We start from the raw sequence: 21,594 nt of genomic DNA, 5'->3' as shown, positions 1-21,594 counted from the left end.
CCCTTCAGCGTGCGTCCCCCTATTGTGCGTCAGACACTCTCGGTCTCCAGGTGCACCGGCGCACTGGGGGGCCCGTCGTCGAGCAGCGTGCGCAGCAGCTCGGCGAGTCTGGTCGGATACACCGTCTCATGGGACGCCGACAGTTCCTCCGAAGTCCACCACCTCAGTCCCGAAACGCTGCGTCGTTCCAGGTCGGTGTGGCCGGCGGTGTCGGTGGCCGTCCGGTCGGTCCGGGCCAGGTAGTACCACTCGTCCTGCTCCCAGCGCCGCCCGTCGAAGGGGAAGGCACAGTGGCGCTTCCACAGGACGGGACCCAGGACGACGTCGGTGATACCGGTCTCCTCGGCCAGTTCCCGGCGGGCGGCCTCTTCGCGAGTCTCGTCGCCTTCCAGGCCGCCACCGGGCGTGAACCACCAGGTCTCGCCCGGGCGGGCCGGTTCGTATCCGTGGAGCAGCAGGATCCGGTCGTCCGGATCGAGCAGCACGACGCGGGACACCTGGCGGACGGCTGTCGGCTCCGGTGGGGTGCGGGCGCCCTCCGGCTGCTCAGTCACGCGGGCGTGTCTTGCGCCGGGCGAGGGGCCCGTAGGCCGCTCCGCCGAGGATGAGGACCGCGCCGGCGACGACGGCGAGAGTGATCGGCTGGATCGGGCCGGGCCGGGAGGTGCCGCCGGGGAGGGCGGAGAAGGCGGCCGGGCGCTGCATCACGCCGACGCTTCCCAGCGGCCAGGCGCGGGCGTCGACGCGGGCCTGGACGGCGCGGCGGGAGACCGACCCGTGGTCGCCGTCGGTGAGGTGGACCCGGGAGTCGAGGGAGTCGCTGCGGTGGTCACCGAGCAGGAAGAGCTGGCCGGCCGGGACCTTGGCCTTGAAGCCGATGGGCGAGGCGGGGCCGTTGCCCTGCAGATACGGTTCCTCGATGGGGGTTCCGTTGACCGTCAGCAGGCCGCGCTTGGTGCAGCAGGAGACCTTGTCGCCGCCGACGCCGACGACGCGCTTGACCATCGGCAGGGCGCCCCACACGGAGTCCTTGAAGACGACGACGTCGCCGCGGCGTATCTCGGAGCCGTCCACCTTCTCGGCGATGACCCGGGCGCCGGGCGCGATCGTCGGTGACATCGAATCCGTCGGCACCGTATAGGGCCGGTAGATCAGCGCCGCCCATACGAAGCCGCCCAGGAACAGCGCACAGCCGAGGGCCACGGCCAGACCGGACAGCACACTGCCCGTCGTCCGGCCGCGGCCGTCGGTCCTGCGTTCCGTACTGCTGCTCATCCCAGCTCCCACCCCGCGGACCGGCCGCGTCGAAGATCCGGGACGGCACCTTACCTGGGGTTACGCCCCGCGGTCAGCCTCCGGCGGCGCCACATCACGATCGGCAGCGCGCCGGCCAGCCCGAGGGCGGCCGGAGCCGCCGCCATTGCCTTGTTGATCCCGGGCTGGTCGAAAGTGTCCGGTACCGGCAGGGTCGCCCAGCGGTTGATGGGCCAGGCGATGGTGAACGCCCGGCCGACGACCTCGTTCTCCGAGACCGTGCCGTTGCCCTTGAGGTTCTGGTGGTAACGGGAGTCGAGGGAGTCGTCACGGTGGTCGCCCATCACCCAGATCCGCCCCTTGGGGACGTGGATCGGGCCGAAGGCACGGTCACCGCACGGGGTGGCGCCGGGGAAGACGTACGAGCCCTCCTTGAGCGCCTTGCCGTTGACCTTGACCGGCCCGCTGCCGTGGCACTCGACGGTGTCGCCGCCGACCGCGATGACCCGCTTGATCAGGTCCTTCTCCTCGGCCGAGGGCATCAGGCCGATGAAGCTGAGGACCTTCTGGACCGGGTTCGGCTCAGGGGTGGGGGTTTCGTTCAGCCAGCCGCCCGGGTCGTGGAAGACGACGACCTCGCCGCGTTGGGGCTTGGAGCCGAACCAAGGCGTCAGCTTGTCGACCAGCACCCGGTCCCCGCGCTGCAGGGTGTCCTGCATCGAGTCGGAGGGGATGGAGAACGCCTGCACCAGGAACGTCTTGATCAGCAACGCGAGGAGCAGGGCGATACCGATGAGGATCGGCAGCTCTTTCCAGAAGGCACGCGGCTTCTTGGCCTTCTTCATCCTGCCGCCCGCCTCCTCGCCCGGTGCTGTGCCCAACGTGTCGGACGTGCCGGAAGTGCCGGGCTTGTCCAACGGCACCGAGCCCGGCGGCTCCGTCTGTGACTCTGATCGTGACCGATGCACGGAACTCACCACCGGCTGCGGGGTCTCACCGCGCCCTGCCGGCTCTTCGGGCTCTTCGGTTCCGGACCGCGCGCCGACCGCCAAGTCCCCCACATCTGCTCCTCACTCCACGGACTCGCCCACCCGTCAACCGGTGCAGGCCCACCACTCCCATAACGAGCGGGAGTTCCGCAGGGGTCGGGAGTACGGTCAAACTCTCGGGTGACAGCCTATGCGGCACACCCGCCGCCGACGCCTTGGCTCCCGGCGCGTCGTGGACGGTCGCAAATGTGTCGGGCTCTTCGAGGCGCCGCCAGTGGCTGAACGGCCAGGCGATCACCACGGCGCGGCCCACGACACTGTCCTCCGAGACCGTGCCACGGTACGGCTCGTCCAGGTGGAAGCGCGAATCCGCGGAGTCCGAACGGTGGTCACCCATCACGAAGATCCGCCCGGTGGGGACGTTCACGGTGAACTTCAGCGTGGAGGGCGGGTTGCCCGGGTGGACATACGGTTCGGTCAGCGGGTTGCCGTTGACGGTGACCCGGCCCTGCTTGTCGCAGCACTTGACGGTGTCGCCGCCGACCGCCACCACGCGCTTGATCAGGTCCTGCTCGTCGGCCGACGGCAGCAGCCCGATGAAGGTCATGGCGTCCTTGACGGGCTGGAAGGCGCCGCCGTCCCCGGTGGGCTGCTGCTGTTCGCCCTTGAGCCAGCCCCCGGGGTCCTTGAAGACGACGACATCGCCGCGTTCGGGCTTGGAGCCGAACCACGGGGTGAGCTTGTCGACCAGCACCCGGTCGCCGATCCTGATCGTCTGCTCCATGGAGCCGGACGGGATGACGAACGCCTGGACCAGGAAGGTCTTCAGCACCAGGGCGATGGCCAGCGCCACACCGACAAGGATGGGGATTTCCTTGATGTAGGAGCGCTGCCTGCGGCGCTTGATGCGCTTGGCCTGGCGCCGCCGCTCGGCCCGTCCGCCGGTCGGGGGCCGGCGGGGCGTCGTTCCGCCGCCGCGGCCGTCGGGCTCGCGGGCGTCTCCGGGCGCCGGCGCACCGTCGTACGCGCCCGCGCCGTCGCCGTACGCGCCCTGTCCGTCGCGCTCCGGCCCGTCCTCGCCCTGCCGCCCGTGGCGGGGGCGCCCGCGGCTACCCACGGGAGCCTGCCGCGGCGGGTATCGGGGCGGACAGCGTGCGCCAGCGGCTGACTGGCCAGGTGATCAGGTCCGCGCGGCCGATGACCTTGTCGACGGGGACCGTGCCGCCGCCCGGGTCGCCGAGGTGGTCGCGGGAGTCGCTGGACCGGGCACGGTGATCGCCCATGACCCACAGCTTCCCCTCGGGCACCACGATGTCGAACGTCACCGAGGACGGCGCGTCCCCGGGATGGAGATAGCCCTCGCGCACGGCCTCACCGTTCACTTCGATCCGCCCCCGTTGGTCGCAGCAGGTCACATGGTCGCCGCCGATGCCGATCACGCGCTTGACGTAGTCGGTCTCGGCGGGCCGGGCCAGGCCCAGCGCCGCGCCGGTCGCACGCAGCAGCCCAGTGACGGGATTCTCCCCCTGCTCCCTGTGAACGAAAGACCCGGTGCCGTCGAACACCACCACGTCGCCCCGCGCCGGCTCGGTGCCGAAACGGTACGCCAGCTTGTTGACCAGCACCCGGTCCCCGATCTGCAGGGTGTTCTCCATGGAGGAGCTGGGGATCAGAAAGGGCTGCGCGACGAATGCGCTGAGCAGCAGCACGAAGGCCAGGCACAGCGCGAGCAGGGTGACCGGCCGGTGGCGCAGCCCGGCCGGACGGGCGGTGAAACGCGCGAAGCGCGACCCCTGCTCCGGCCCCTGGTCGGGGGCGGGAGAGGGATCGCGCTCCGTGAGTTGTACGTCGGTGTCCATCGGGCCCAGAGCCTATCCGGCCAAGTCCGGACACCGGACGCGAGAGGGGCTTTGCGTTGCCCGGGCGCAAAAAATCGGGCCCGGGAACCGCTCGGCTCAGCGCTCGCGCTTCTCCTTGATCTTGGCAGCCTTGCCGCGCAGCTCGCGCAGGTAGTACAGCTTGGCGCGACGGACGTCACCGCGGGTCACGAGCTCGATCTTCTCGACGATCGGGGTGTGCACGGGGAAGGTGCGCTCGACGCCGACGGAGAAGCTGACCTTGCGGACCGTGAAGGTCTCGCGCACACCGGCGCCCTGGCGGCGGATGACAACGCCCTTGAACTGCTGCACACGGGAGCGGTTGCCCTCGATGACGCGGACGTGGACGTTGATGGTGTCACCCGGGCGGAAGGCCGGGATGTCGCTGCGCAGCGACGCGGCGTCGACGGAGTCGAGAAGGTGCATGACCCACTGCTTTCTTCGTTGATGCCACAGGTCATCAACGGGATATCGAAAAGAGGATGTTCGGATGCCGTCTCGTCGGGCGGACGTCGTTCCCCCTGTGGCAGGGGCGCGCGCCGGACGCAGACAACAGCGGCCTATTCTTCCACGGCCTCGCTCGTACGCCCAAATCGGCCGTCCTCGCGCGGTGACCAGCCCAGTGCCGCGAGGATCGCGCGGTCGTGTTTGTCGAAGGCGGCGGGGTCGGCGCGCTCGATCAGATCGGGCCGGTTGCGGTCGGTGCGGCGGAACGCCTCGTCGCGGCGCCAGCGGGCGATCTTGCCGTGGTGGCCGCTGACCAGCACCTCCGGGATCGTACGGCCGCGCCACTCCGGGGGCTTGGTGTAGACGGGGCCTTCCAGGAGGTCGGCCATCGCGCCGGGGGCGAAGGAGTCGTCCTGGTGGGAGGCGGCGTTACCGAGGACGCCGGGCAGCAGCCGGGCCACGGCCTCGACCATGACCAGTACCGGGGCCTCGCCGCCGGCCAGGACGTAGTCGCCGATGGAGACCTCTCGGACGTCGAGGCGGTCGCCGTACTCCTCGATGACACGGCGGTCGATGCCTTCGTAGCGGGCCGGGGTGAACACCAGCCAGGGCTTGGCGGAGAGTTCCACGGCGAGCTGCTGGGTGAACGGCTCACCGCTGGGAGTGGGGACCACGACGACCGGTTCACCCTCGCCGGACGCCAGCACCGCATCGAGCGCCTCGCCCCAGGGCTCGGGCTTCATGACCATGCCGGGGCCGCCGCCGTAGGGGGTGTCGTCGACGGTGTTGTGCTTGTCGTGGGCCCATTGCCGCAGGTCGTGGATGCGTACGTCGAGCTGTCCGCGGGCCCGGGCCTTGCCGACGAGGGAGACGTTCAGCGGTTCGAGGTACTCGGGGAAGATCGTGACGATGTCGAGCCGCATCAGCTGTCCTCGCGGCTGGAGGCGACCTCGGCCTGGCTCTCGTCGAGGAGGCCGGGCGGCGGATCAATGACCGCCCGCTGCTCCTCCAGGTCGATCTCCGGGACGATCTCGGCGACGAACGGGATCATCACCTCGCTGCCGTCGGGCCGCTCGACGATCAGCAGGTCCTGGTACGGCAGGTGGGAGACCTCGCGGATCCGGCCGACGGCGGTGCCGTCGCGGGTGACGACGTCGAGGTCGATCAACTGGTGGTCGTAGAACTCCTCGGGGTCCTCGGGGACCTCCTCGGGGTCGACCTCCGCGATCAGCAGGGTGTTGCGCAGCGCCTCGGCGGCCGTGCGGTCGCCGACGCCCTCGAAGCGCAGCAGCAGCCTGCCGCTGTGCACCCGGCCGGTCGTGATGGTCAGCGGACCGACGGAGGACGGTTCGGTGGCGAGGACGGCTCCCGGAGCGAGCCGCAGCTCGGGCTCGTCGGTGCGGACCTCTACGGTGACCTCGCCCTTGATGCCGTGGGCGCGACCGATTCGGGCAACTACCAGCTGCACTGCGCAATTCCTTCTGTGCGGTCCACGGCAACGGGCCGGGGACGGCTCGAAAGCCCTCCCCGGCCCGAGCCGGTGTTCAACTTGTCAGTGGACCTGGTCCACGTCGACGAGGTCGACGCGGATGCCACGGCCACCGATGGCGCCGACGACGGTCCGCAGCGCGCGGGCGGTGCGGCCGTTGCGGCCGATCACCTTGCCGAGGTCGTCGGGGTGGACCCGGACCTCCAGCACCCGCCCGCGGCGCAGGGTGCGCGAGGCTACCTGCACGTCATCGGGGTTGTCGACGATGCCCTTGACGAGGTGCTCGAGGGCTTCCTCGAGCATGCTCAGGCCTCGGTCGACTCAGAGGTGGACTCGGCCGCAGCCTCGTCCGCCTTCTTGTCGGCCTTCTTCGCCTTCGGGGTGATGGCCTCACCCTTCGGCTCGTCACCGGAAGCCTTGGCGGCAGCCTCGAAGAGGGCGCGCTTGTCGGCCTTCGGCTCGGCGACCTTCATGGGCGCCGGGGCGGGCAGACCCTTGAACTTCTGCCAGTCACCGGTGACCTTGAGGATGGCCATGACGGGCTCGGTCGGCTGCGCGCCGACGCTCAGCCAGTACTGGGCACGCTCGGAGTCAACCTCGATGCGCGAGGGGTTCTGCACCGGGTGGTACAGGCCGATCTCCTCGATGGCCCGGCCGTCACGGCGGGTACGGGAGTCGGCGACGACGATGCGGTAGTGAGGCGCACGGATCTTGCCCAGACGCTTCAGCTTGATCTTGACTGCCACGGGAGTGGTGTCTCCTGGTCTTGACGTGGTTGGGCACAACGAGATGCCACGTGGGGTTGCGGTACTCGGGTGCCCGATGGACGCGTCAGCCGGAGGAGAGAGGGGTCCTGTGCGACTGTCGAGTACAGCTAGCCATTGTGCCACACGCCCCCGGGTCAGCCGACCGCGGCCACCTCGGGGATCCGGAAGGGCTTGCCGCAGCCGCCGCAGACGATCGGCGCCTGGGCGAGGACGGACGGTACGACGCGGACGTTGCGGCCGCAGTCGCAGACGGCCTTGACGCGAACGCCGCCTCCGGAGGAGCCGTGCCGGGCGGCCGGGCCCCGGAAGCTGCGGGCGGTGTCCGTGGCGGTCGCGGCGGTGTGCGCCTTGAGGGCTCTGGCGAGCCGCTCGATGGTGGGCCGGTAGCGCCTCCTGGCTTCGGGGTTGAGCGTGACCAGCGAGAAGCCGCTGCTGGGGTGCGGCTCGTCGGCGTGGTCCAGGCCCAGCTCCTCGGCGATCGTCAGGAACCTGCGGTTGTGGTAGCGGCCAGCCCTGGAGGTGTCGCGGACGCCGCGGGCGGCGGCGATGCCGTGGACTGCCTCGTGGAGCAGCCGTTCGAAGGAGAGCTCGGCGCCACAGGCGGACGAGGACTCTCCGATCAGGGACTCGGGCGCGGCCAGATCCGGCAGCTCGGGGTGGTGCCGTTGAATATCGGCCCAGGCGAGCGCCAGCTCGGCGGCGAGAACAGGCGGTGTCGTGCTCACGTCGTGACAACGAGCCGGGGTCGCCCAGTGTTCCGATTCCGGGCCATCCCAAATAATTTGCACGTACCAGTCAGTTTCTGGTCATGGGCCGTGCCGAGGGCCTGGTGCGTCGATTTGCGCAGAAGACGCTCATGTGCCCGCAAGCCGGTACGTATCCCCGCGTACGCCGCATGGCGTAGCCGGTCGTATGCCGCTCCGACGATCACCGCGGCGATGGTACGGCGGAAAGCTGTGCCCGCCGGCACCGGCCCGTCTCCACCGTAGGCCCGTCGGACGGGGTCGACGAAGGCGGGGCCGGGGGCGCGCGGAGTGGCCGGAGGGCGTGCGTTGGCGTGGCGGAACCGCACCGGCCGGGGCACCCTGGAACGGCGCTCCAGGGAGCGGGCCCGGCGCATACGGGGGCGCGCGGGAGACAACCCCGGCGCACCCTCTGGACGCCCGGACGGATGCGCAGTTGTCTGGATTCGGGGGCGCACACGGCGCGAACAACGGGGGCGACCGGTACGGCACAGCTTCGGTTTTCGGCGAATAGGGGCGCTATCGATGTCACCCACGCTCGTGCGGCACCAGCTTCCGAACTCCGGACCCATGCACTGCGACCGTCCGCCCGCGCCGCCCGGGTCGCGGGCCCGCACCCGTGACTGGGCCGAGATCCAGGAGCGGATGCTGGTACCGCTGTACGAGGCCGCGTACGACCGGCTGGGGGTCGGGCCCGGCACCCGGCTGCTGGGGCTCGGCTGCGGCTCCGGCCTGGCGCTGCTGCTCGCCGCGGCGCGCGGGGCGCAGGTCAGTGGCGTCGATGCCGACGAATCCCGGCTGGAGCTGGCGCGCGAGCGGCTCACGCCGGACGGGATGCCGGAGCACACCCGGGTGGTCAGCGGCGGGCTGGAGGCCGCGGCGTCCGGGGAGGCGGCCTTCAACGTGATCACGGCCTTCCACCCGGTGGGCTGTGTGAGCAGTGTCGAGGGGCTGACGGTGTCGCTGGCCACGGCGGTGGGGCTCGCGGAGCGCGGCAGCGCGGTGGTGCTGGGCGGCTGGGGCCCGGTGGAGCGGTGCGCGACGGCCGGGGTGCTCCAGGTGGCGCGGCGGCTGGCCGAGCCTTCGATGGGCTTCTCCGGGTGGCGGCTCAGCGACCGGGACGACCTGGAGGAACTGGCGGAGCGGGCCGGGCTGCGGCCGGACGGGTCGGGGCGGGTGTCCTGCCCGTTCGGGTACGCCGACATGGCGAGCGCGGTGCGCGGCCTGCTGTCGACGGGGCTGTTCGACGCGGCGCTGGAGGCGGCCGAGCAGCGGCAGGTGGAGAAGGAGCTGGCCGAGGCGCTGCATCCGTACCAGCAGGCGGACGGGACGGTCTGGATGGCGAATGTCTTCCGCTATCTGATCGCGCGGACGCGGTAGCCGGCGCACGTACGCGGACCCCCGGCCACGGAGGGTGTGGCCGGGGGTCCGGGAATTCCTGTTCCGCGTGGCGGATCAGCCCATGAACTTCTTGAACTCCTCGGGGAGTTCGAAGTTCTGCGGGGCCTGGTCGCCCTGCGGCAGGCCCAGCGGGTTGCCGGCCTGGGCGGCCTCGCGGCGGGCGGCCGCGGCCTCCTCGTCGGCCTTGCGCTTCATCGGGTTGCCGCTCTTGCGCTTGCCCTTGGCCTGCTTGACCTGCTTCTTCTTGCGAGGACCGCCGCCCATGCCGGGCATCCCGGGCATGCCGGGCATGCCGCCCTGGGCCATCTTCGACATCATCTTGCGGGCCTCGAAGAACCGCTCGACGAGGCTCTTGACCATGCTGACGTCGACGCCGGAACCCTTGGCGATACGGGCCCGCCGCGAGCCGTTGATGATCGTCGGTTCGGCACGCTCGGCCGGGGTCATCGACTTGATGATGGCGGCGGTGCGGTCCACCTCGCGCTCGTCGAGGTTGTTGATCTGCTCCTTCATCTGGCCCATGCCGGGCAGCATGCCGAGCAGCTTGGAGATGGAGCCCATCTTGCGGACCTGCTCCATCTGGGCCAGGAAGTCGTCGAGCGTGAACTCCTTGGGGCCCTTCGCCAGCTTGGCCGCCATCTTCTCGGCCTCGGCCTGGCTGAAGGTCTGCTCGGCCTTCTCGATCAGGCTGAGCATGTCGCCCATGCCGAGGATGCGGGACGCCATGCGGTCCGGGTGGAACGCGTCGAAGTCGTCCAGCTTCTCGCCGTTGGAGGCGAACATGATCTGCTTGCCGGTGACGTGCGCCACGGAGAGCGCGGCACCGCCTCGGGCGTCGCCGTCCAGCTTGGACAGGACGACCCCGTCGAAGCCGACGCCGTCGCGGAACGCCTCGGCGGTGTTGACCGCGTCCTGGCCGATCATCGCGTCGACGACGAAGAGGACCTCGTCGGGGCTGACCGCGTCGCGGATGTCCGCGGCCTGCTGCATCATCTCGGCGTCGATGCCGAGGCGGCCGGCGGTGTCGACGATGACGACGTCGTGCTGCTTGGTGCGCGCGTGCTCGATCGAGTCCTTGGCCACCTGCACCGGGTCGCCGACGCCGTTGCCCGGCTGGGGCCCGTAGAAGGCGACGCCGGCGCGCTCGGAGACGACCTGGAGCTGGTTGACGGCGTTCGGGCGCTGGAGGTCGCAGGCGACCAGCAGCGGGGCGTGGCCCTGGCTCTTGAGCCAGCGGCCGAGCTTTCCGGCGAGGGTGGTCTTACCGGCGCCCTGGAGACCCGCGAGCATGATCACGGTCGGCGGCTGCTTGGCGAAGCGCAGGCGCCGGGTCTCGCCGCCGAGGATGCCGATGAGCTCCTCGTTGACGATCTTGATGACCTGCTGGGCGGGGTTCAGCGCCTGGGAGACCTCGGCGCCGGTGGCGCGCTCCTTGACCTGCTTGATGAAGGCCCGGACCACGGGGAGGGCGACGTCTGCTTCGAGCAGCGCGATGCGGATCTCGCGCGCCGTGGCGTCGATGTCCGCCTCGCTCAGGCGGCCCTTGCCCCGGAGGTTTTTGAAAGTACTCGCCAAGCGGTCGGAAAGCGTATCGAACACGGCGGTCGTCGATCCTCGGGGTCGGGGGCAGGGTGCAGTCGCGTTCTAGGGTATCCGGCCGGGCAAGCGAACCGGCCCGGACCTGTGGACGGGGCCCGGCGGGTCCGGTACCCGCCGCCGGTGCCGGCCGGCTAACGGAGCGCGGCCTCCACCGCCGACGCGACCTCGTGGGCGGTCGCGTCCGGCAGCGGCGCCCCGTCCTCCCCCGTCACGTAGAAGGCGTCCACCGCATTGGCTCCCAGGGTGCTGATGTGCGCGCTGCGGACGATGACGCCGGCGCCCTCCAGAGCCCGGCCGATGCGGTGCAGCAGGCCGTGCGCGTCCTGGGCGCGGACCTCGATGACGGTCGCGGTGCGCGAGCTGCCGCCGGCCACGGTGACCCGGGGCGGCGGGGCGGGCACGGCGCGCGAGCGGCGGGCGTAGGCGCGTTCGCGCTCGGCGAGCCGGCCCGGGACGTCGAGCGCGCCCTCCAGCGCGCGGACCAGGTCGACGCGGAGCCGGTCGGCCTCCGGCAGCGAGCCGTACTCGGCGGCCACCCGCCAGCTCAGCAGCAGGACCGGGCCATCGCTTATGGGGTCGAGGAAGCGCAGGTCGGCGGCGCGCACGGTCAGGCGGTGCAGGGCGAGCACCCCGGCCGCGGCGGGCAGCACGCCGGGCTGGTCGGGGACGGCGATCAGCAGCTCGACGCCGACCGGCTGCTGGGCGGGCGGCCGGTCCGCGCTCTCCTCGGTGGGCTCGGCGTGGGTGTGCAGGGCCACGACAGGGCCGCCGGTGCGCCCGGCCTCGATCGCCAGCCGCTCCTGCTCCGCGGTCGGCCCGTCCGCGTCCGGCCCTTCCGGCTCGGGTTCGCCCGCGAGCCGCGCGGCGACCCGTTTGACCAGGTCGGCGACGAGCCCGCCGCGCCAGGCGCTCCAGGCCGCGGGCCCGGTGGCCAGCGCGTCGGCCTCGGTCAGGGCGTGCAGCAGTTCCAGGGTGCCGGTGGAGCCGACCGCGTCGGCGACCGCGCCGACGGTCTCCGGGTCGTCCAGATCGCGCCGGGTGGCGGTCTCGACGAGCAGCAGGTGGTGCCGTACGAGGGTGGCGATCACCGCCGTGTCGCGGGCGTCGAAGCCGAGCCGGGCGGTCAGGTCCTTCGCGATGGTCTCGCCGGCCACCGAGTGGTCCCCGGGCCAGCCCTTGCCGATGTCGTGCAGCAGGGCGGCGACCAGCAGCAGGTCGGGGCGGTGCACCCGGCGGGTCAGCGTCGAGGCGCGTACGGCGGTCTCGACGAGGTGGCGGTCGACCGTCCAGGTGTGGACGGGGTTGCGCTGCGGGCGGCAGCGGACCCGCTCCCAGTCGGGCAGCAGCCGGGTGATGATCCCCTCGGCCTCCAGGGCCTCCCACACGGGCACCGTGTACGGGCCCGCGCCCAGCAGGGTGATCAGCTGCTCGCGGGCCTCGGCGGGCCAGGGCACGGGCAGCGGGTGGCCGGCGGTCGCGGTGGCGCAGCGGCGGATGGCGTGGGTGGCCAGGGGCAACCCGGCCTGCGCGGCGGCGGCCGCGGCGCGCAGCACCAGCACGGGGTCCCGCTCGGGCCGCGCGGTGCGGGCCAGTACCGCCTCGCCGTCGAGTTCCACCACACCCTCGGCGAGCGGCGAGCGCTCCCCCTTGCCCGCGGACCGGCCGGTCAGCAGCCCGCGCAGCACGGGCTTGACGGAGCGGGCGCGCAGCACCCGGCCGACCTCGCGCCAGGTGACGTCGGCGGCATAGGAGATGGTGCGGGCGGCTTCGTAGGTCTGGCGCAGCAGGGCGTCCGCGTCCAGGATGCCGAGGGCCTCGGCGACCTGGTCCTGCTCCTGAAGGGAGAGCCGGTCGGTGGCCCGCCCGGTGGCCAGGTGCAGCGCGTCGCGGGTGTCGAGCAGGAGGGTGCGCGCGGCTTCGAGTCCGCCGCGCGGGGCGTCGGCGAGCCAGGAGGCGGCGACCGCGCGCAGCGCGGTGGCGTCCCGCAGCCCGCCCCTGGCCTCCTTGAGGTCCGGTTCGAGGAGGTACTGCAGTTCGCCCTGCCGCTCGGCGCGCTCCTGGCACAGGGCGTGCAGCTCCGGCAGCCGCTTGGGGGCGCTTTCGCGCCAGTCGGCGTACGCCGCGGTGCGCAGCGCGGCGCTGAGCTCCGGGTCGCCGGCCAGGTGGCGAGCGTCGAGCAGGCCCAGCTGCACCTTGAGGTCCTCGCGGGCGGCCTTGCGGGCCTCGGCGGGGGTGCGTACGGAGTGGTCGAGGGCCAGGCCGAGGTCCCACACGGGGTACCAGAGGTGGTCGGCGAGCGCGGCGAGGGCGCGGGGGTCGGCGCGTCCGTCGTGCAGCAGGAGCAGGTCGAGGTCGCTGCGCGGGGAGAGTTCGCCGCGGCCGTAGCCGCCGACGGCGACCAGGGCGGTGGCGGACAGGCCGGGGGCGGTGGCGTGCCGGTCGAGGAGCCCGGCCAGCCAGTCGTCGGTCAGCCGGGCGAGGGCGGCGCGGCGGTCGGGGCCGGTGGGGGCCTTGTCCTGGAGGAGCCGCAGCCGGGCCGCGGGGTAGCCGCCCGGGGCGGGCTCGCTCCCGGGGCGCGGCGCTGCGGCCGGTCCTGCCGTGTGCTCGACGCTCTCGGTCACTCGCGCGCTCCTTGGTCGTGTGGTCCCCCGAGCTCACTTCGCCCGGCCCCGTACACCCCCGTGCCCCGTCCGGCCCGACCGGACCTTCGGGAGCTTTCCGTCGCCCCGGGGCCCGTCCCGGGCCCGGCGGCGCGTGCCGCCGGGCGCCGGGCCGGACCGTTCCGGTTACAGCGCGTCCGGCCCCCGCTCGCCGGTCCGCACCCGTACGGCGTCCTCGACGGGGAGGCTCCAGACCTTCCCGTCGCCGATCTTCCCGGTGCGGGCCGCCTTGACGACGATGTCCATCAGCTCCTCGGCGTCCGCGTCCTCGACCAGCACCTCGATCCGGATCTTCGGCACCAGGTCGACGGTGTACTCGGCGCCGCGGTACACCTCCGTGTGGCCGCGCTGCCGGCCGTAGCCGCTGGCCTCGGTGACGGTCAGGCCGTGCACCCCGAACGCCTGCAGGGCGTCCTTCACCTCGTCCAGCCGGTGCGGCTTGATTACTGCCGTGATGAGCTTCACGCGTCCACCTTCTTCGTCAGGGCCTCGCCGAGTGCCGGTCCCTTGCGGGCCGCGCTGCCGCCACCCGCGCCGGTGAAGTCGTAGGCGGTCTCCGCGTGCGCGGCCTGGTCGATGCCGGAGACCTCTTCGTCCTCGCTGACCCGGAAGCCCATCACCAGGTCGATGACCTTGGCAAGGACATACGAGACCACCAGCGAGTACACGAGCACGCAGACCACGCCGACGGCCTGCTTGCCGAGCTGTTCGAAGCCGCCGCCGTAGAACAGGCCCTTGGCCTTGCTCTGCACCCCGCCGGTGGCGAACAGCCCGATCAGCAGCGAGCCGGCGACACCGCCGACGAGGTGGACGCCGATGACGTCGAGGGAGTCGTCGTAGCCGAGCTTGTACTTGAGGTTGACGGCCATCGCGCACAGCACACCGGCGATGACACCGACCGCGATGGCGCCCAGCGGGCTGACCGCGCCGCAGGCCGGGGTGATCGCGACGAGTCCGGCGACCGCGCCGGAGGCCGCGCCGAGCGTGGTGAACGAACCGTGCCGCAGCTTCTCGTAGGCCAGCCAGCCGAGCATCGCGGCGGCGGTGGCCACCTGGGTGTTGACGAAGGCGACCGCGCCCACGCCGTCGTCGTTGCCGAGCCAGGAGCCGGCGTTGAAGCCGAACCAGCCGAACCACAGCAGACCGGCGCCGAGCATCACCAGGGGCAGGCTGTGCGGCCGCATCGGGTCCTTCTTGAAGCCGATGCGCTTGCCGACGACCAGGATCACGCCGAGCGCCGCGGCACCGGCGTTGATGTGCACCGCCGTACCACCGGCGAAGTCGATGACGCCCAGGTTGAACAGCCAGCCGCCGTCGGCCCACACCCAGTGGGCGACCGGGAAGTAGACGAGGGTGACCCACAGGGCGATGAACAGCGCCCAGGCGGTGAACTTGACGCGGTCCGCGAGCGCACCGCTGATCAGCGCGGGCGTGATGATCGCGAACATCAGCTGGAAGACTGCGAAGACATAGATCGGGATGGTGGTGGATCCCCACAGCTGGGTCAGCCCGATGCCGCTGAGGCCGGCGAAGTGTCCGTCCCAGCCGATGAAGTGGCCCTTGTCGGTGCCGAAGGCGAGTCCGAAGCCGTACAGGACCCAGAGCAGGGTCACGATGCCCAGGCTGATGAAGCTCATCATCAGCATGTTGAGCACGCTCTTGACCCGCACCATGCCGCCGTAGAAGAAGGCAAGTCCGGGTGTCATGACCATCACCAGTGCGGAGCAGATCAGCATGAACCCGGTGTTCGCCGGGCTCAATGTCACCTTGTCTGCGGCAAGCGTCAGGATGCCTGGGGGCATCGGCGTCTCCTCGTCGTCGATGCGGCCCGTGCGGGCGTGTTTCTGGTGGGCCGACTTCGCGATGAGGTTGTCGCAGCGTGGTTTCGGCCAAACCTTGCCGGTGTTTCACCGCAGTGACGAAGGCGGCTTCTGTGTTACGCCCCGATGAACTCCGTGATCAGCGCCGATTCACCCGTTCAACCCAGCGAAACCTGCCGCCCCGGGTGGCGGGCCACCTGCGCGGGCGCGCACGAGGGCCCGGCCGCGGTTGCCGTCCACGTGACCTGGCAGGGGGGAGCCGAGTCGGGCTGTACGGGACGGCGGCCGCGGCCGGGGGCTTGGAGGGGAACCGTCAGACGGCGGCCTCGGCGTGTTCCGGCAGCTGACGGGCGAGCTCGTCGCTGAGCCGGATGACCTCGGCGACGTGGCCGAATTCCCGGGCGGCGGTGTCCACGGTCTTCCGCAGCCGGGTGTTGACCCGCTCCGAGCGGACCTGCCGGGCGAACGGTATGGCCCGCTGCGCCATCTCCGCGCAGGCTTCCGGCTCCTTCTGGAGCAGCCGCACGGTGGCCATGCCGATGAGGTTGAGCGCGTACGACCGCTGGTGCTCGGGATCCTTGCCGAACAGTTCCACGGCCCGCGCCATGACGGGCTCGGCGAGCGAGGCGTAGGTGGGGCTGCGGCCGGCGACATAGGCCAGGTCGCGGTAGGAGTGGGCGTTCTCGGCGTTCAGCTCGGCCTCGGAGAAGAAGCGGATCCAGTCCGGCTCCGGCTCGCCGGGCATGATGTCGGAGAAGGTGTCCTCGGCCATCCGGACCGCCCGCTTGACCTTGCTGGGCTGACCCATCCCGGCGTAGGCGCGGGCCTCCATCGCATACAACATCGCCTGGGTGCGCGGGGTGGCCGTCTCCCGGCTGCCGTACTGGGCGAGGTGGATCAGCTCCAGCGCGTCGTCCGGCCGGCCGAGGTGGATCATCTGCCGGCTCATGCTGGAGAGGATGTACGAGCCCAGCGGGCGGTCACCGGCCTCCTTGGACGCGTGCAGCGCCAGCACGAAGTACTTCTGCGCGGTGGGCTGGAGCCCGATGTCGTAGCTCATCCAGCCGGCCAGTTCGGCGAGTTCGGCGGCGACCTTGAAGAGCCGCTTGGCGACCGGCGCCGGCTGGGGCTCCTGGAGGAGGTCGGTGACCTCGTGAAGCTGGCCGACGACCGCCTTGCGCCGCAGCCCGCCGCCACACTGCGCGTCCCACTGGCGGAACATCACGGTGGTCGCCTCCAGGAGGTCCAGCTCCGGCTTGGACAGCCGGGCCGGCCGCCTGACGCGGTCGGGCTCCTCCGTGCCACCCGTGCCGGCCGGGACCGGCACCAGCCAGCGCTGCATCGGCTCGATGAGGCTGGGGCCCGCGGCGAGGGCGAGGGAGGTGCCGAGGAAGCCGCGGCGGGCCAGCATCAGGTCGCTGCGGGAGAACTCGCTGATGAGGCCGACCGTTTGGGCCCCGGCCCAGGGTAGGTCCACACCGGAGACGGACGGGGACTGGTGCGCGGAGCGCAGTCCCAGCTCCTCGATGCCGACGACGCAGCCGAAGCGCTCGGAGAACAGCTCCGACAGGATGCGCGGAATCGGCTCGCGCGGCTGTTCACCGTCGAGCCACCGGCGCACCCGCGAGGTGTCGGTGCTGATGTGGTGGGCGCCCATCTGGCGCGCCCGGCGGTTGACCTGCCGCGCCAGCTCGCCCTTGGACCAGCCGCTGCGCATGAACCACGAACCCAGCTGCGCGTTGGGTTGTTTGACAGCGTCGGTGCCGCCCGTGCCGCCGTTGCCGCCCACTGGAAGCCCCTCCCGATAGCTGCCTCGGTGCTCGATGCCCGGTGCCTGCTGAGCTCGAACCACCCGCAGGCTCCCGCTCGTTGCGACGCCTGTCCGGGGTACATCTACCCGATCACGGATTCCGGGCACACCTTTTGGCCTGTGCTCAACCGGTGCGTTGCCACCGGCATACCCGTGCGAACGATGCCCCACGGGGGTTCGTGTACCGAAAGTAATCCTACGATCACGCCCCTCGCGAGGGCGATTGGGGAAACGCCACCATTCGCCACCCCTTCGAATGAACTCCTCGGCGAGCTCTCGCGATTGACTTGACACAGGTCGAGCAGGGCCGGGCGGATCGGAGCACGCACGGGCTCGCGGCGGCCACCGCGCCACCCCACGCACCACGTCGCACCACCGGTCCCGCGCACCGTCGACGGAGCGTGAACGGCGCCCGCCGTCAACGCGCCGGCTCGTAACCACTGGCACGCACCACCCGTTGGAGGGGGCATGGGCTTCACGATCGGCGGCATCCGGGAGATGCGTTCGGCCTCCCGGCGGCGCACCCGCTCGACCGAGGTCACGGCGGTGGCGGAGTACACCGGCCTGTGGGGCTGGGACGTGGTCCCCGGTGCCCGTGCGGTACGGGCGGGCAGCGGCCGTACGGACTGCTCGTGCGGCGCCGCCGACTGTCCCTCCCCCGGCGCCCACCCGCTGGCCTTCGCCGAGGAGCTGGCGGCCGGCGTCACGCTGGAAAAGGCCGCGGCGGCCTGGGCGGAGACGCCCGGCGCAGCCGTCCTCCTCCCGGTGGGCCGGTCGTTCGACATCCTCGACGTCCCGGAGGCGGCCGGGCGCAACGCGCTGGCACGACTGGAGCGGATGGGCCTGCCGCTCGGCCCGGTGGCCGCGACGCCGACCGGCCGTGCGCTGTTCTTCGTGGCCCCCGGGGCGGCCGCCGAACTCCCCGATCTGCTCTACCGGATGGGCTGGGACGACGCCGCCCTGGACCTGCGCCCCCTGGGTCTCGGCGACCACATCACCGCACCGCCGTCCGACCACGGCGGCCACGGGCCCATGCGCTGGCTGCGGCCACCCACCCTGGACACAGCGGGCCGCCCGCCCCAGGCGCGGCTGGTGGTGGGCACGCTGGCGTATGTGTGCGCCCGGCTGTGCGGATGAACGGCGCCGCTGCCGTGCCGCCGGCGGACCACCGCACGACCGCCCGGGGCCGCGCCAGGCTTTCGGTTACCGCCCGCCGGACGGCGCCGTCGGCCCGGCCCGGGCGAGGAGCGTAGGCAGGAGGCCCTCGGCGGGGGTCCGCCGCGACCCGAGGCCGGGCACGGGGTGCGGAGACCGCGGAGGGGTGCGCAGGGCCGGGCAGCTGCCCCGGTGAGCTGTCGCTGTCCTCGGCTGTGCCGAACCACCGGTGGGCCCGGGGCGCAGACTTCCTCCAGCGCCTGCCGGCAGGCGTCGGGCGCCGGCGCCTCGTCGACCGCGCGGTCACAGGACGGGCTGCCGGCCCGCCGCATGCGTCACACGGCCCGCGGGCACAGGCCGCGCCGGGCCGGCCGGCCGGCCGGCGAGTCCGTACGACGTCGGCCCCCGGTACCCGCGAGTGCGGGCCGGGGGCCGGGAGCGGCCGGGGTGGGGCGTCGCCCTGCCGGTGGTCAGTCGATAAGCGCGTCAACGAACGCCTTGGGCTCGAACGGGGCCAGGTCGTCCGCGCCCTCGCCGAGACCGACGAGCTTGACCGGGACGCCCAGCTCGCGCTGGACGGCGATGATGATGCCGCCCTTGGCGGTGCCGTCGAGCTTGGTGAGCACCACACCGGTGATGTCCACGACCTCGGCGAAGACCCGCGCCTGCACCAGACCGTTCTGGCCGGTGGTGGCGTCCAGGACGAGGAGCACCTCGCCGACCGGGCCGTGCTTCTCGACGACCCGCTTGACCTTGCCGAGCTCGTCCATCAGGCCGGTCTTGGTGTGCAGCCGGCCCGCGGTGTCGATCAGCACGACGTCGGCGGCTTCGGCGATGCCTTCCTTGACCGCGTCGTAGGCGACGGAGGCCGGGTCGCCGGCCTCGGGGCCGCGGACCGTACGGGCGCCGACCCGCTCGCCCCAGGTCTGCAGCTGGTCGGCGGCCGCGGCGCGGAAGGTGTCGGCGGCGCCGAGCACCACGGACTTGCCGTCGGCGACCAGGACCCGGGCGAGCTTGCCGGTGGTGGTGGTCTTGCCGGTGCCGTTGACGCCGACGACCATCACGACGCCGGGGATCTCGTCACCGCCGTTGCCGATGCCGTTGGCGGTGTGGACCGTGCGGTCGAGGTCCGGACCGATGAGGGTGAGCAGCTCCTCGCGGAGCAGCTCGCGCAGGTCGTCGGGGGTGCGGGTGCCGAAGACCTTGACGCGCTCGCGCAGCCGGTCGACCAGCTCCTGGGTGGGGGCGACGCCGACGTCCGCGGTGAGCAGGATGTCCTCGATCTCCTCCCAGGTCTCCTCGTCGAGGTGTTCGCGGGAGAGCAGGGTCAGCAGGCCCTTGCCCAGGGTGTTCTGGGAACGGGAGAGCCGTGCGCGCAGCCGCACCAGCCGGCCGGCGGTGGGCTCGGGGACCTCGACCGCGACCTCGGGCGCGGCGGGCGCCTCGGGCTCGGCCGCCGGCGCCGGGGCCTCGGGGGCCTCGGCGGTGGGCAGCGTGACTTCCTCGATGGTGCGACGCTCTTCGTCGCGGGGGGTCTCGGCCTCCTCGCCGACATGCGGTTCGGCAGGGGGCGCGGTGACGGAGGGCTCGGGGGCAGCCGGCGGGGACGGCGGCAGCTGCTTCTTCTTGCGGCCACTGACGACGAGCCCGCTGATCGCGCCGAGCACGACCACGGCGATGACTACGGCAAGGATGACGAATTCCATAACCCCTCCAGTATCAGCCACGCCCTCTCCACGGGGACCGCACGCGCCGAATCCGGCTGCCGGCGGTCCGGCCGCTCCGAGGGCCTCGGCACGGCTCCGCTGGACGCTTCGACGAGTCTGGGTGACACTCGTGGTCGTTGAGGGATCCAACGGTGCAGAGTGGCAGAAGTTGGATCAAACTACGATGGTGACGACTGCGCAACGCGCGTAGAGTCCTGGCAACCACTTTCTGGCCAGGCACCACAGCCGCTGCCTCCGCCCCCTTCCCCCCGGGGGCGCCCCCCAGATCCGCACGGAGACACCTGCACCATGGGCACCAGCACCACGTCCGCGTCCATCCCTGCAACCGAAGGCGCCGTGGAGACCCGCGGCATCGAGCCGGTCCCCGATCATGAGCGCCGGGGCCGCGTCCGCGAACTCTTCCCCACCTGGGTCGCCGCCAACATCAGCGTGTTGTTGCTCACCATGGGGGCCTCGCTGGTGATCAACAACAGCCTGAACCTCTGGCAGGTGCTGGTGGTGGCCGCCGTCGCCTCCGCGGTGTCCTTCGGCATGGTCGGCCTGCTGTCGGTCTCCGGCAAGTGGGGCGGCGCACCGGGCGCGATGCTCTCCCGGGCCGCCTTCGGTGTGCGCGGCAATTACTTCCCGGGCGCGATCCTGTGGGTCGCCCGCTTCGGCTGGGAGACGATCAACGCGGTCACCGGCGCCTACGCCATCCTGACCGTGCTGCACCTGGTCTTCGGGATCAAGGCCAACAACTTCCTGGTCGTGGTCACCCTGCTCGGCTTCGTCGCCTGCACCTTCCTGGTGAGCGGCATGGGCCGCAAGGCGCTGAACCTGTGCAACAAGTACTCCACGTACCTCTTCAGCGCGATCAGCGTCGTCGTCCTGGTCCACCTGATCGTCACGATGCCGTGGAGCGACATCCTCCACAAGTCGCCGGGCAGCGCGACCTTGATGATCGCCGGTATCGGCACCATCGCCGCCGGCGGCATCAGCTGGGTCCCCACCGGCCCGGACTTCGCGCGGTACCTCCCGCGCTCCGCCTCCGGCAAGAAGATCGTCGGTACGACGGTCTCCGGCGCGGCCCTGGTGCTGATCCCGATGGTGCTCATGGGTGGGGTGCTGGCGGTCTCCAGCCCGTCGCTGGCCAACCAGAACACCGACCCGATGTCCTTCCTCGGCGAGGTCCTGCCGCGCGCCATCGCGATCCCCTACCTGATCACCGCGCTCATCGGCATGATGCTGATCAACAGCCTGTCGATGTACTCCGCGGGCTTCACCGCCCAGACCATGGGCGTCAAGCTCCCGCGCGCCCTGGCGGTCAGCATCAACGCCGCGATCAGCCTGATCGGCGGCCTGTTCATGATGCTGGTGGCCAAGGACTTCATCGGCCAGTTCATCGCGTTCCTGACGCTGCTCGCGGTCTCCTTCTCCGCCTGGATCGGCGTCTACGCCATCGACATGGCCCGCCGCCGCAAGCTGGCGGTGCGCTACGACGCCGACAGCCTGATGAACACCAGCCGCACCAGCCGCTACTGGTACACCGGCGGCTTCTGCTGGCAGGCCATGACCGCCTGGTCGGTGGCGCTCGTCGCGGGTCTGTGCTTCACCAAGGTCCAGTGGTTCACCGGCCCGCTGGCCACCACCTGGATCGGCGAGAACGGCCTGGGCTGGGCGGCGACCATCGCGCTCTCCGCGGCGGTCTTCGCCGTCCTGCCGGCGCCCAAGGAGAACGTCCCGGCGGCCGCGGCTCCGGCCGAGGCACGGCAGCCGGTCGAGGTGGGCTGACCGCGGGTCCACCACCACGCAGGCCCCGCGGCGCGTCCGCACCCTAGTGATCTGACGCTGCGTCAGCTAACGTCCCCTTCGCCATC

21 protein-coding genes are annotated in these 21,594 nt (G+C 71.7%); 4 read left to right on the top strand and 17 right to left on the bottom strand.

Annotation, left to right across the window (positions count from 1 at the left end):
- Window positions 1-29 precede the first annotated feature (29 nt).
- The 11 genes from OO62_RS10035 to OO62_RS09985 all read right to left on the bottom strand — a co-directional run bounded on the left by OO62_RS10035 (window position 30) and on the right by OO62_RS09985 (window position 7,548).
- Window positions 30-554 carry an NUDIX hydrolase gene (locus tag OO62_RS10035; protein ID WP_077193564.1) on the bottom strand — a complete coding sequence of 175 codons (525 nt, stop codon included), beginning with the start codon at window positions 552-554 and terminating at the stop codon, window positions 30-32.
- On the bottom strand, window positions 547-1,275 hold the full coding sequence (gene lepB, locus OO62_RS10030; protein ID WP_033266917.1) for a signal peptidase I: 729 nt from the start codon (window positions 1,273-1,275) through the stop codon (window positions 547-549). Before lepB (OO62_RS10030) ends, OO62_RS10035 begins: the two co-directional genes overlap by 8 nt.
- 50 nt (window positions 1,276-1,325) lie before the next feature.
- Window positions 1,326-2,306: a signal peptidase I gene (gene lepB / locus OO62_RS10025; RefSeq protein WP_078617097.1), complete on the bottom strand. Its 981-nt coding sequence runs from the start codon at window positions 2,304-2,306 to the stop codon at window positions 1,326-1,328.
- On the bottom strand, window positions 2,248-3,360 hold the full coding sequence (gene lepB / locus OO62_RS10020; RefSeq protein WP_033266915.1) for a signal peptidase I: 1,113 nt from the start codon (window positions 3,358-3,360) through the stop codon (window positions 2,248-2,250). Before lepB (OO62_RS10020) ends, lepB (OO62_RS10025) begins: the two co-directional genes overlap by 59 nt.
- On the bottom strand, window positions 3,353-4,102 hold the full coding sequence (lepB, locus tag OO62_RS10015; RefSeq protein ID WP_033266914.1) for a signal peptidase I: 750 nt from the start codon (window positions 4,100-4,102) through the stop codon (window positions 3,353-3,355). Before lepB (OO62_RS10015) ends, lepB (OO62_RS10020) begins: the two co-directional genes overlap by 8 nt.
- A 96-nt stretch (window positions 4,103-4,198) precedes the next feature.
- Complete coding sequence (gene rplS, locus OO62_RS10010) at window positions 4,199-4,546, bottom strand: 50S ribosomal protein L19 (RefSeq protein ID WP_033266913.1); 348 nt, start codon at window positions 4,544-4,546, stop codon at window positions 4,199-4,201.
- A gap of 134 nt (window positions 4,547-4,680) precedes the next feature.
- Window positions 4,681-5,490 (bottom strand): tRNA (guanosine(37)-N1)-methyltransferase TrmD, encoded by an 810-nt coding sequence (trmD, locus tag OO62_RS10005; RefSeq protein WP_033266912.1) that lies wholly within the window; start codon window positions 5,488-5,490, stop codon window positions 4,681-4,683.
- Entirely contained in the window at window positions 5,490-6,035 is a 546-nt protein-coding gene (gene rimM / locus OO62_RS10000; RefSeq protein ID WP_033266911.1) for a ribosome maturation factor RimM, read from the bottom strand. The genes trmD and rimM overlap by 1 nt, the downstream gene beginning before the upstream one ends.
- Before the next feature lie 84 nt (window positions 6,036-6,119).
- Window positions 6,120-6,359: an RNA-binding protein gene (locus OO62_RS09995; RefSeq protein WP_033266910.1), complete on the bottom strand. Its 240-nt coding sequence runs from the start codon at window positions 6,357-6,359 to the stop codon at window positions 6,120-6,122.
- Window positions 6,360-6,361: 2 nt separating this feature from the next.
- Complete coding sequence (gene rpsP, locus OO62_RS09990; protein WP_033266909.1) at window positions 6,362-6,802, bottom strand: 30S ribosomal protein S16; 441 nt, start codon at window positions 6,800-6,802, stop codon at window positions 6,362-6,364.
- A 155-nt stretch (window positions 6,803-6,957) separates the two neighbouring features.
- Window positions 6,958-7,548 (bottom strand): hypothetical protein, encoded by a 591-nt coding sequence (locus OO62_RS09985; RefSeq protein ID WP_033266908.1) that lies wholly within the window; start codon window positions 7,546-7,548, stop codon window positions 6,958-6,960.
- A 543-nt stretch (window positions 7,549-8,091) separates the two neighbouring features.
- Between OO62_RS09985 and OO62_RS09980 the strand changes: the two genes are divergently transcribed.
- On the top strand, window positions 8,092-8,946 hold the full coding sequence (locus OO62_RS09980) for a methyltransferase domain-containing protein (RefSeq protein WP_033266907.1): 855 nt from the start codon (window positions 8,092-8,094) through the stop codon (window positions 8,944-8,946).
- 75 nt (window positions 8,947-9,021) lie between these two features.
- On the opposite strand, the gene ffh is transcribed toward OO62_RS09980, so the two are convergent.
- The 4 genes from ffh to OO62_RS09960 form a co-directional block, all read right to left on the bottom strand.
- Entirely contained in the window at window positions 9,022-10,566 is a 1,545-nt protein-coding gene (gene ffh, locus OO62_RS09975) for a signal recognition particle protein (RefSeq protein ID WP_033266906.1), read from the bottom strand.
- Between the two features lie 131 nt (window positions 10,567-10,697).
- Window positions 10,698-13,187: a [protein-PII] uridylyltransferase gene (locus OO62_RS09970; RefSeq protein ID WP_033266905.1), complete on the bottom strand. Its 2,490-nt coding sequence runs from the start codon at window positions 13,185-13,187 to the stop codon at window positions 10,698-10,700.
- A 165-nt stretch (window positions 13,188-13,352) separates the two neighbouring features.
- On the bottom strand, window positions 13,353-13,691 hold the full coding sequence (locus tag OO62_RS09965) for a P-II family nitrogen regulator (protein ID WP_033266904.1): 339 nt from the start codon (window positions 13,689-13,691) through the stop codon (window positions 13,353-13,355).
- Entirely contained in the window at window positions 13,688-15,028 is a 1,341-nt protein-coding gene (locus tag OO62_RS09960) for an ammonium transporter (RefSeq protein WP_033266903.1), read from the bottom strand. The genes OO62_RS09965 and OO62_RS09960 overlap by 4 nt, the downstream gene beginning before the upstream one ends.
- On the opposite strand from OO62_RS09960, the gene OO62_RS39925 reads away from it, so the two are divergent.
- Window positions 14,931-15,176 (top strand): hypothetical protein, encoded by a 246-nt coding sequence (locus tag OO62_RS39925; protein ID WP_164993221.1) that lies wholly within the window; start codon window positions 14,931-14,933, stop codon window positions 15,174-15,176. The two genes, OO62_RS09960 and OO62_RS39925, sit on opposite strands and share 98 nt — an antisense overlap.
- 183 nt (window positions 15,177-15,359) lie before the next feature.
- Here OO62_RS39925 and nsdA read toward each other — a convergent pair whose 3' ends face one another.
- The gene (nsdA, locus tag OO62_RS09955; protein WP_033266902.1) at window positions 15,360-16,835 is read right to left on the bottom strand and encodes a transcriptional repressor NsdA; all 1,476 of its coding nucleotides are present in this window, start codon (window positions 16,833-16,835) and stop codon (window positions 15,360-15,362) included.
- A 489-nt stretch (window positions 16,836-17,324) separates the two neighbouring features.
- Between nsdA and OO62_RS09950 the strand changes: the two genes are divergently transcribed.
- The gene (locus OO62_RS09950; RefSeq protein ID WP_033266901.1) at window positions 17,325-17,993 is read left to right on the top strand and encodes a bifunctional DNA primase/polymerase; all 669 of its coding nucleotides are present in this window, start codon (window positions 17,325-17,327) and stop codon (window positions 17,991-17,993) included.
- Between the two features lie 488 nt (window positions 17,994-18,481).
- Here OO62_RS09950 and ftsY read toward each other — a convergent pair whose 3' ends face one another.
- Window positions 18,482-19,717: a signal recognition particle-docking protein FtsY gene (gene ftsY, locus OO62_RS09945; protein ID WP_033266900.1), complete on the bottom strand. Its 1,236-nt coding sequence runs from the start codon at window positions 19,715-19,717 to the stop codon at window positions 18,482-18,484.
- 309 nt (window positions 19,718-20,026) lie between these two features.
- On the opposite strand from ftsY, the gene OO62_RS09940 reads away from it, so the two are divergent.
- Window positions 20,027-21,508 (top strand): purine-cytosine permease family protein, encoded by a 1,482-nt coding sequence (locus OO62_RS09940; RefSeq protein ID WP_033266899.1) that lies wholly within the window; start codon window positions 20,027-20,029, stop codon window positions 21,506-21,508.
- The last annotated feature ends 86 nt before the right edge of the window (window positions 21,509-21,594 follow it).

Source organism: Streptomyces lydicus, from assembly GCF_000717345.1.
Lineage (GTDB): Bacteria > Actinomycetota > Actinomycetes > Streptomycetales > Streptomycetaceae > Streptomyces > Streptomyces lydicus.
This window is presented reverse-complemented; position numbering and strand designations above follow the sequence as displayed.

Coding starts and splice junctions, on each gene's coding strand:
- lepB (WP_033266917.1), bottom strand. CDS start 1,275: ATGAGCAGCAGTACGGAACGCAGGACCGACGGCCGCGGCCGGACGACG.
- lepB (WP_033266914.1), bottom strand. CDS start 4,102: ATGGACACCGACGTACAACTCACGGAGCGCGATCCCTCTCCCGCCCCC.
- rplS (WP_033266913.1), bottom strand. CDS start 4,546: ATGCACCTTCTCGACTCCGTCGACGCCGCGTCGCTGCGCAGCGACATC.
- trmD (WP_033266912.1), bottom strand. CDS start 5,490: ATGCGGCTCGACATCGTCACGATCTTCCCCGAGTACCTCGAACCGCTG.
- OO62_RS09995 (WP_033266910.1), bottom strand. CDS start 6,359: ATGCTCGAGGAAGCCCTCGAGCACCTCGTCAAGGGCATCGTCGACAAC.
- OO62_RS09980 (WP_033266907.1), top strand. CDS start 8,092: ATGTCACCCACGCTCGTGCGGCACCAGCTTCCGAACTCCGGACCCATG.
- OO62_RS39925 (WP_164993221.1), top strand. CDS start 14,931: ATGACCATCACCAGTGCGGAGCAGATCAGCATGAACCCGGTGTTCGCC.
- OO62_RS09960 (WP_033266903.1), bottom strand. CDS start 15,028: ATGCCCCCAGGCATCCTGACGCTTGCCGCAGACAAGGTGACATTGAGC.
- OO62_RS09950 (WP_033266901.1), top strand. CDS start 17,325: ATGGGCTTCACGATCGGCGGCATCCGGGAGATGCGTTCGGCCTCCCGG.
- ftsY (WP_033266900.1), bottom strand. CDS start 19,717: ATGGAATTCGTCATCCTTGCCGTAGTCATCGCCGTGGTCGTGCTCGGC.
- OO62_RS09940 (WP_033266899.1), top strand. CDS start 20,027: ATGGGCACCAGCACCACGTCCGCGTCCATCCCTGCAACCGAAGGCGCC.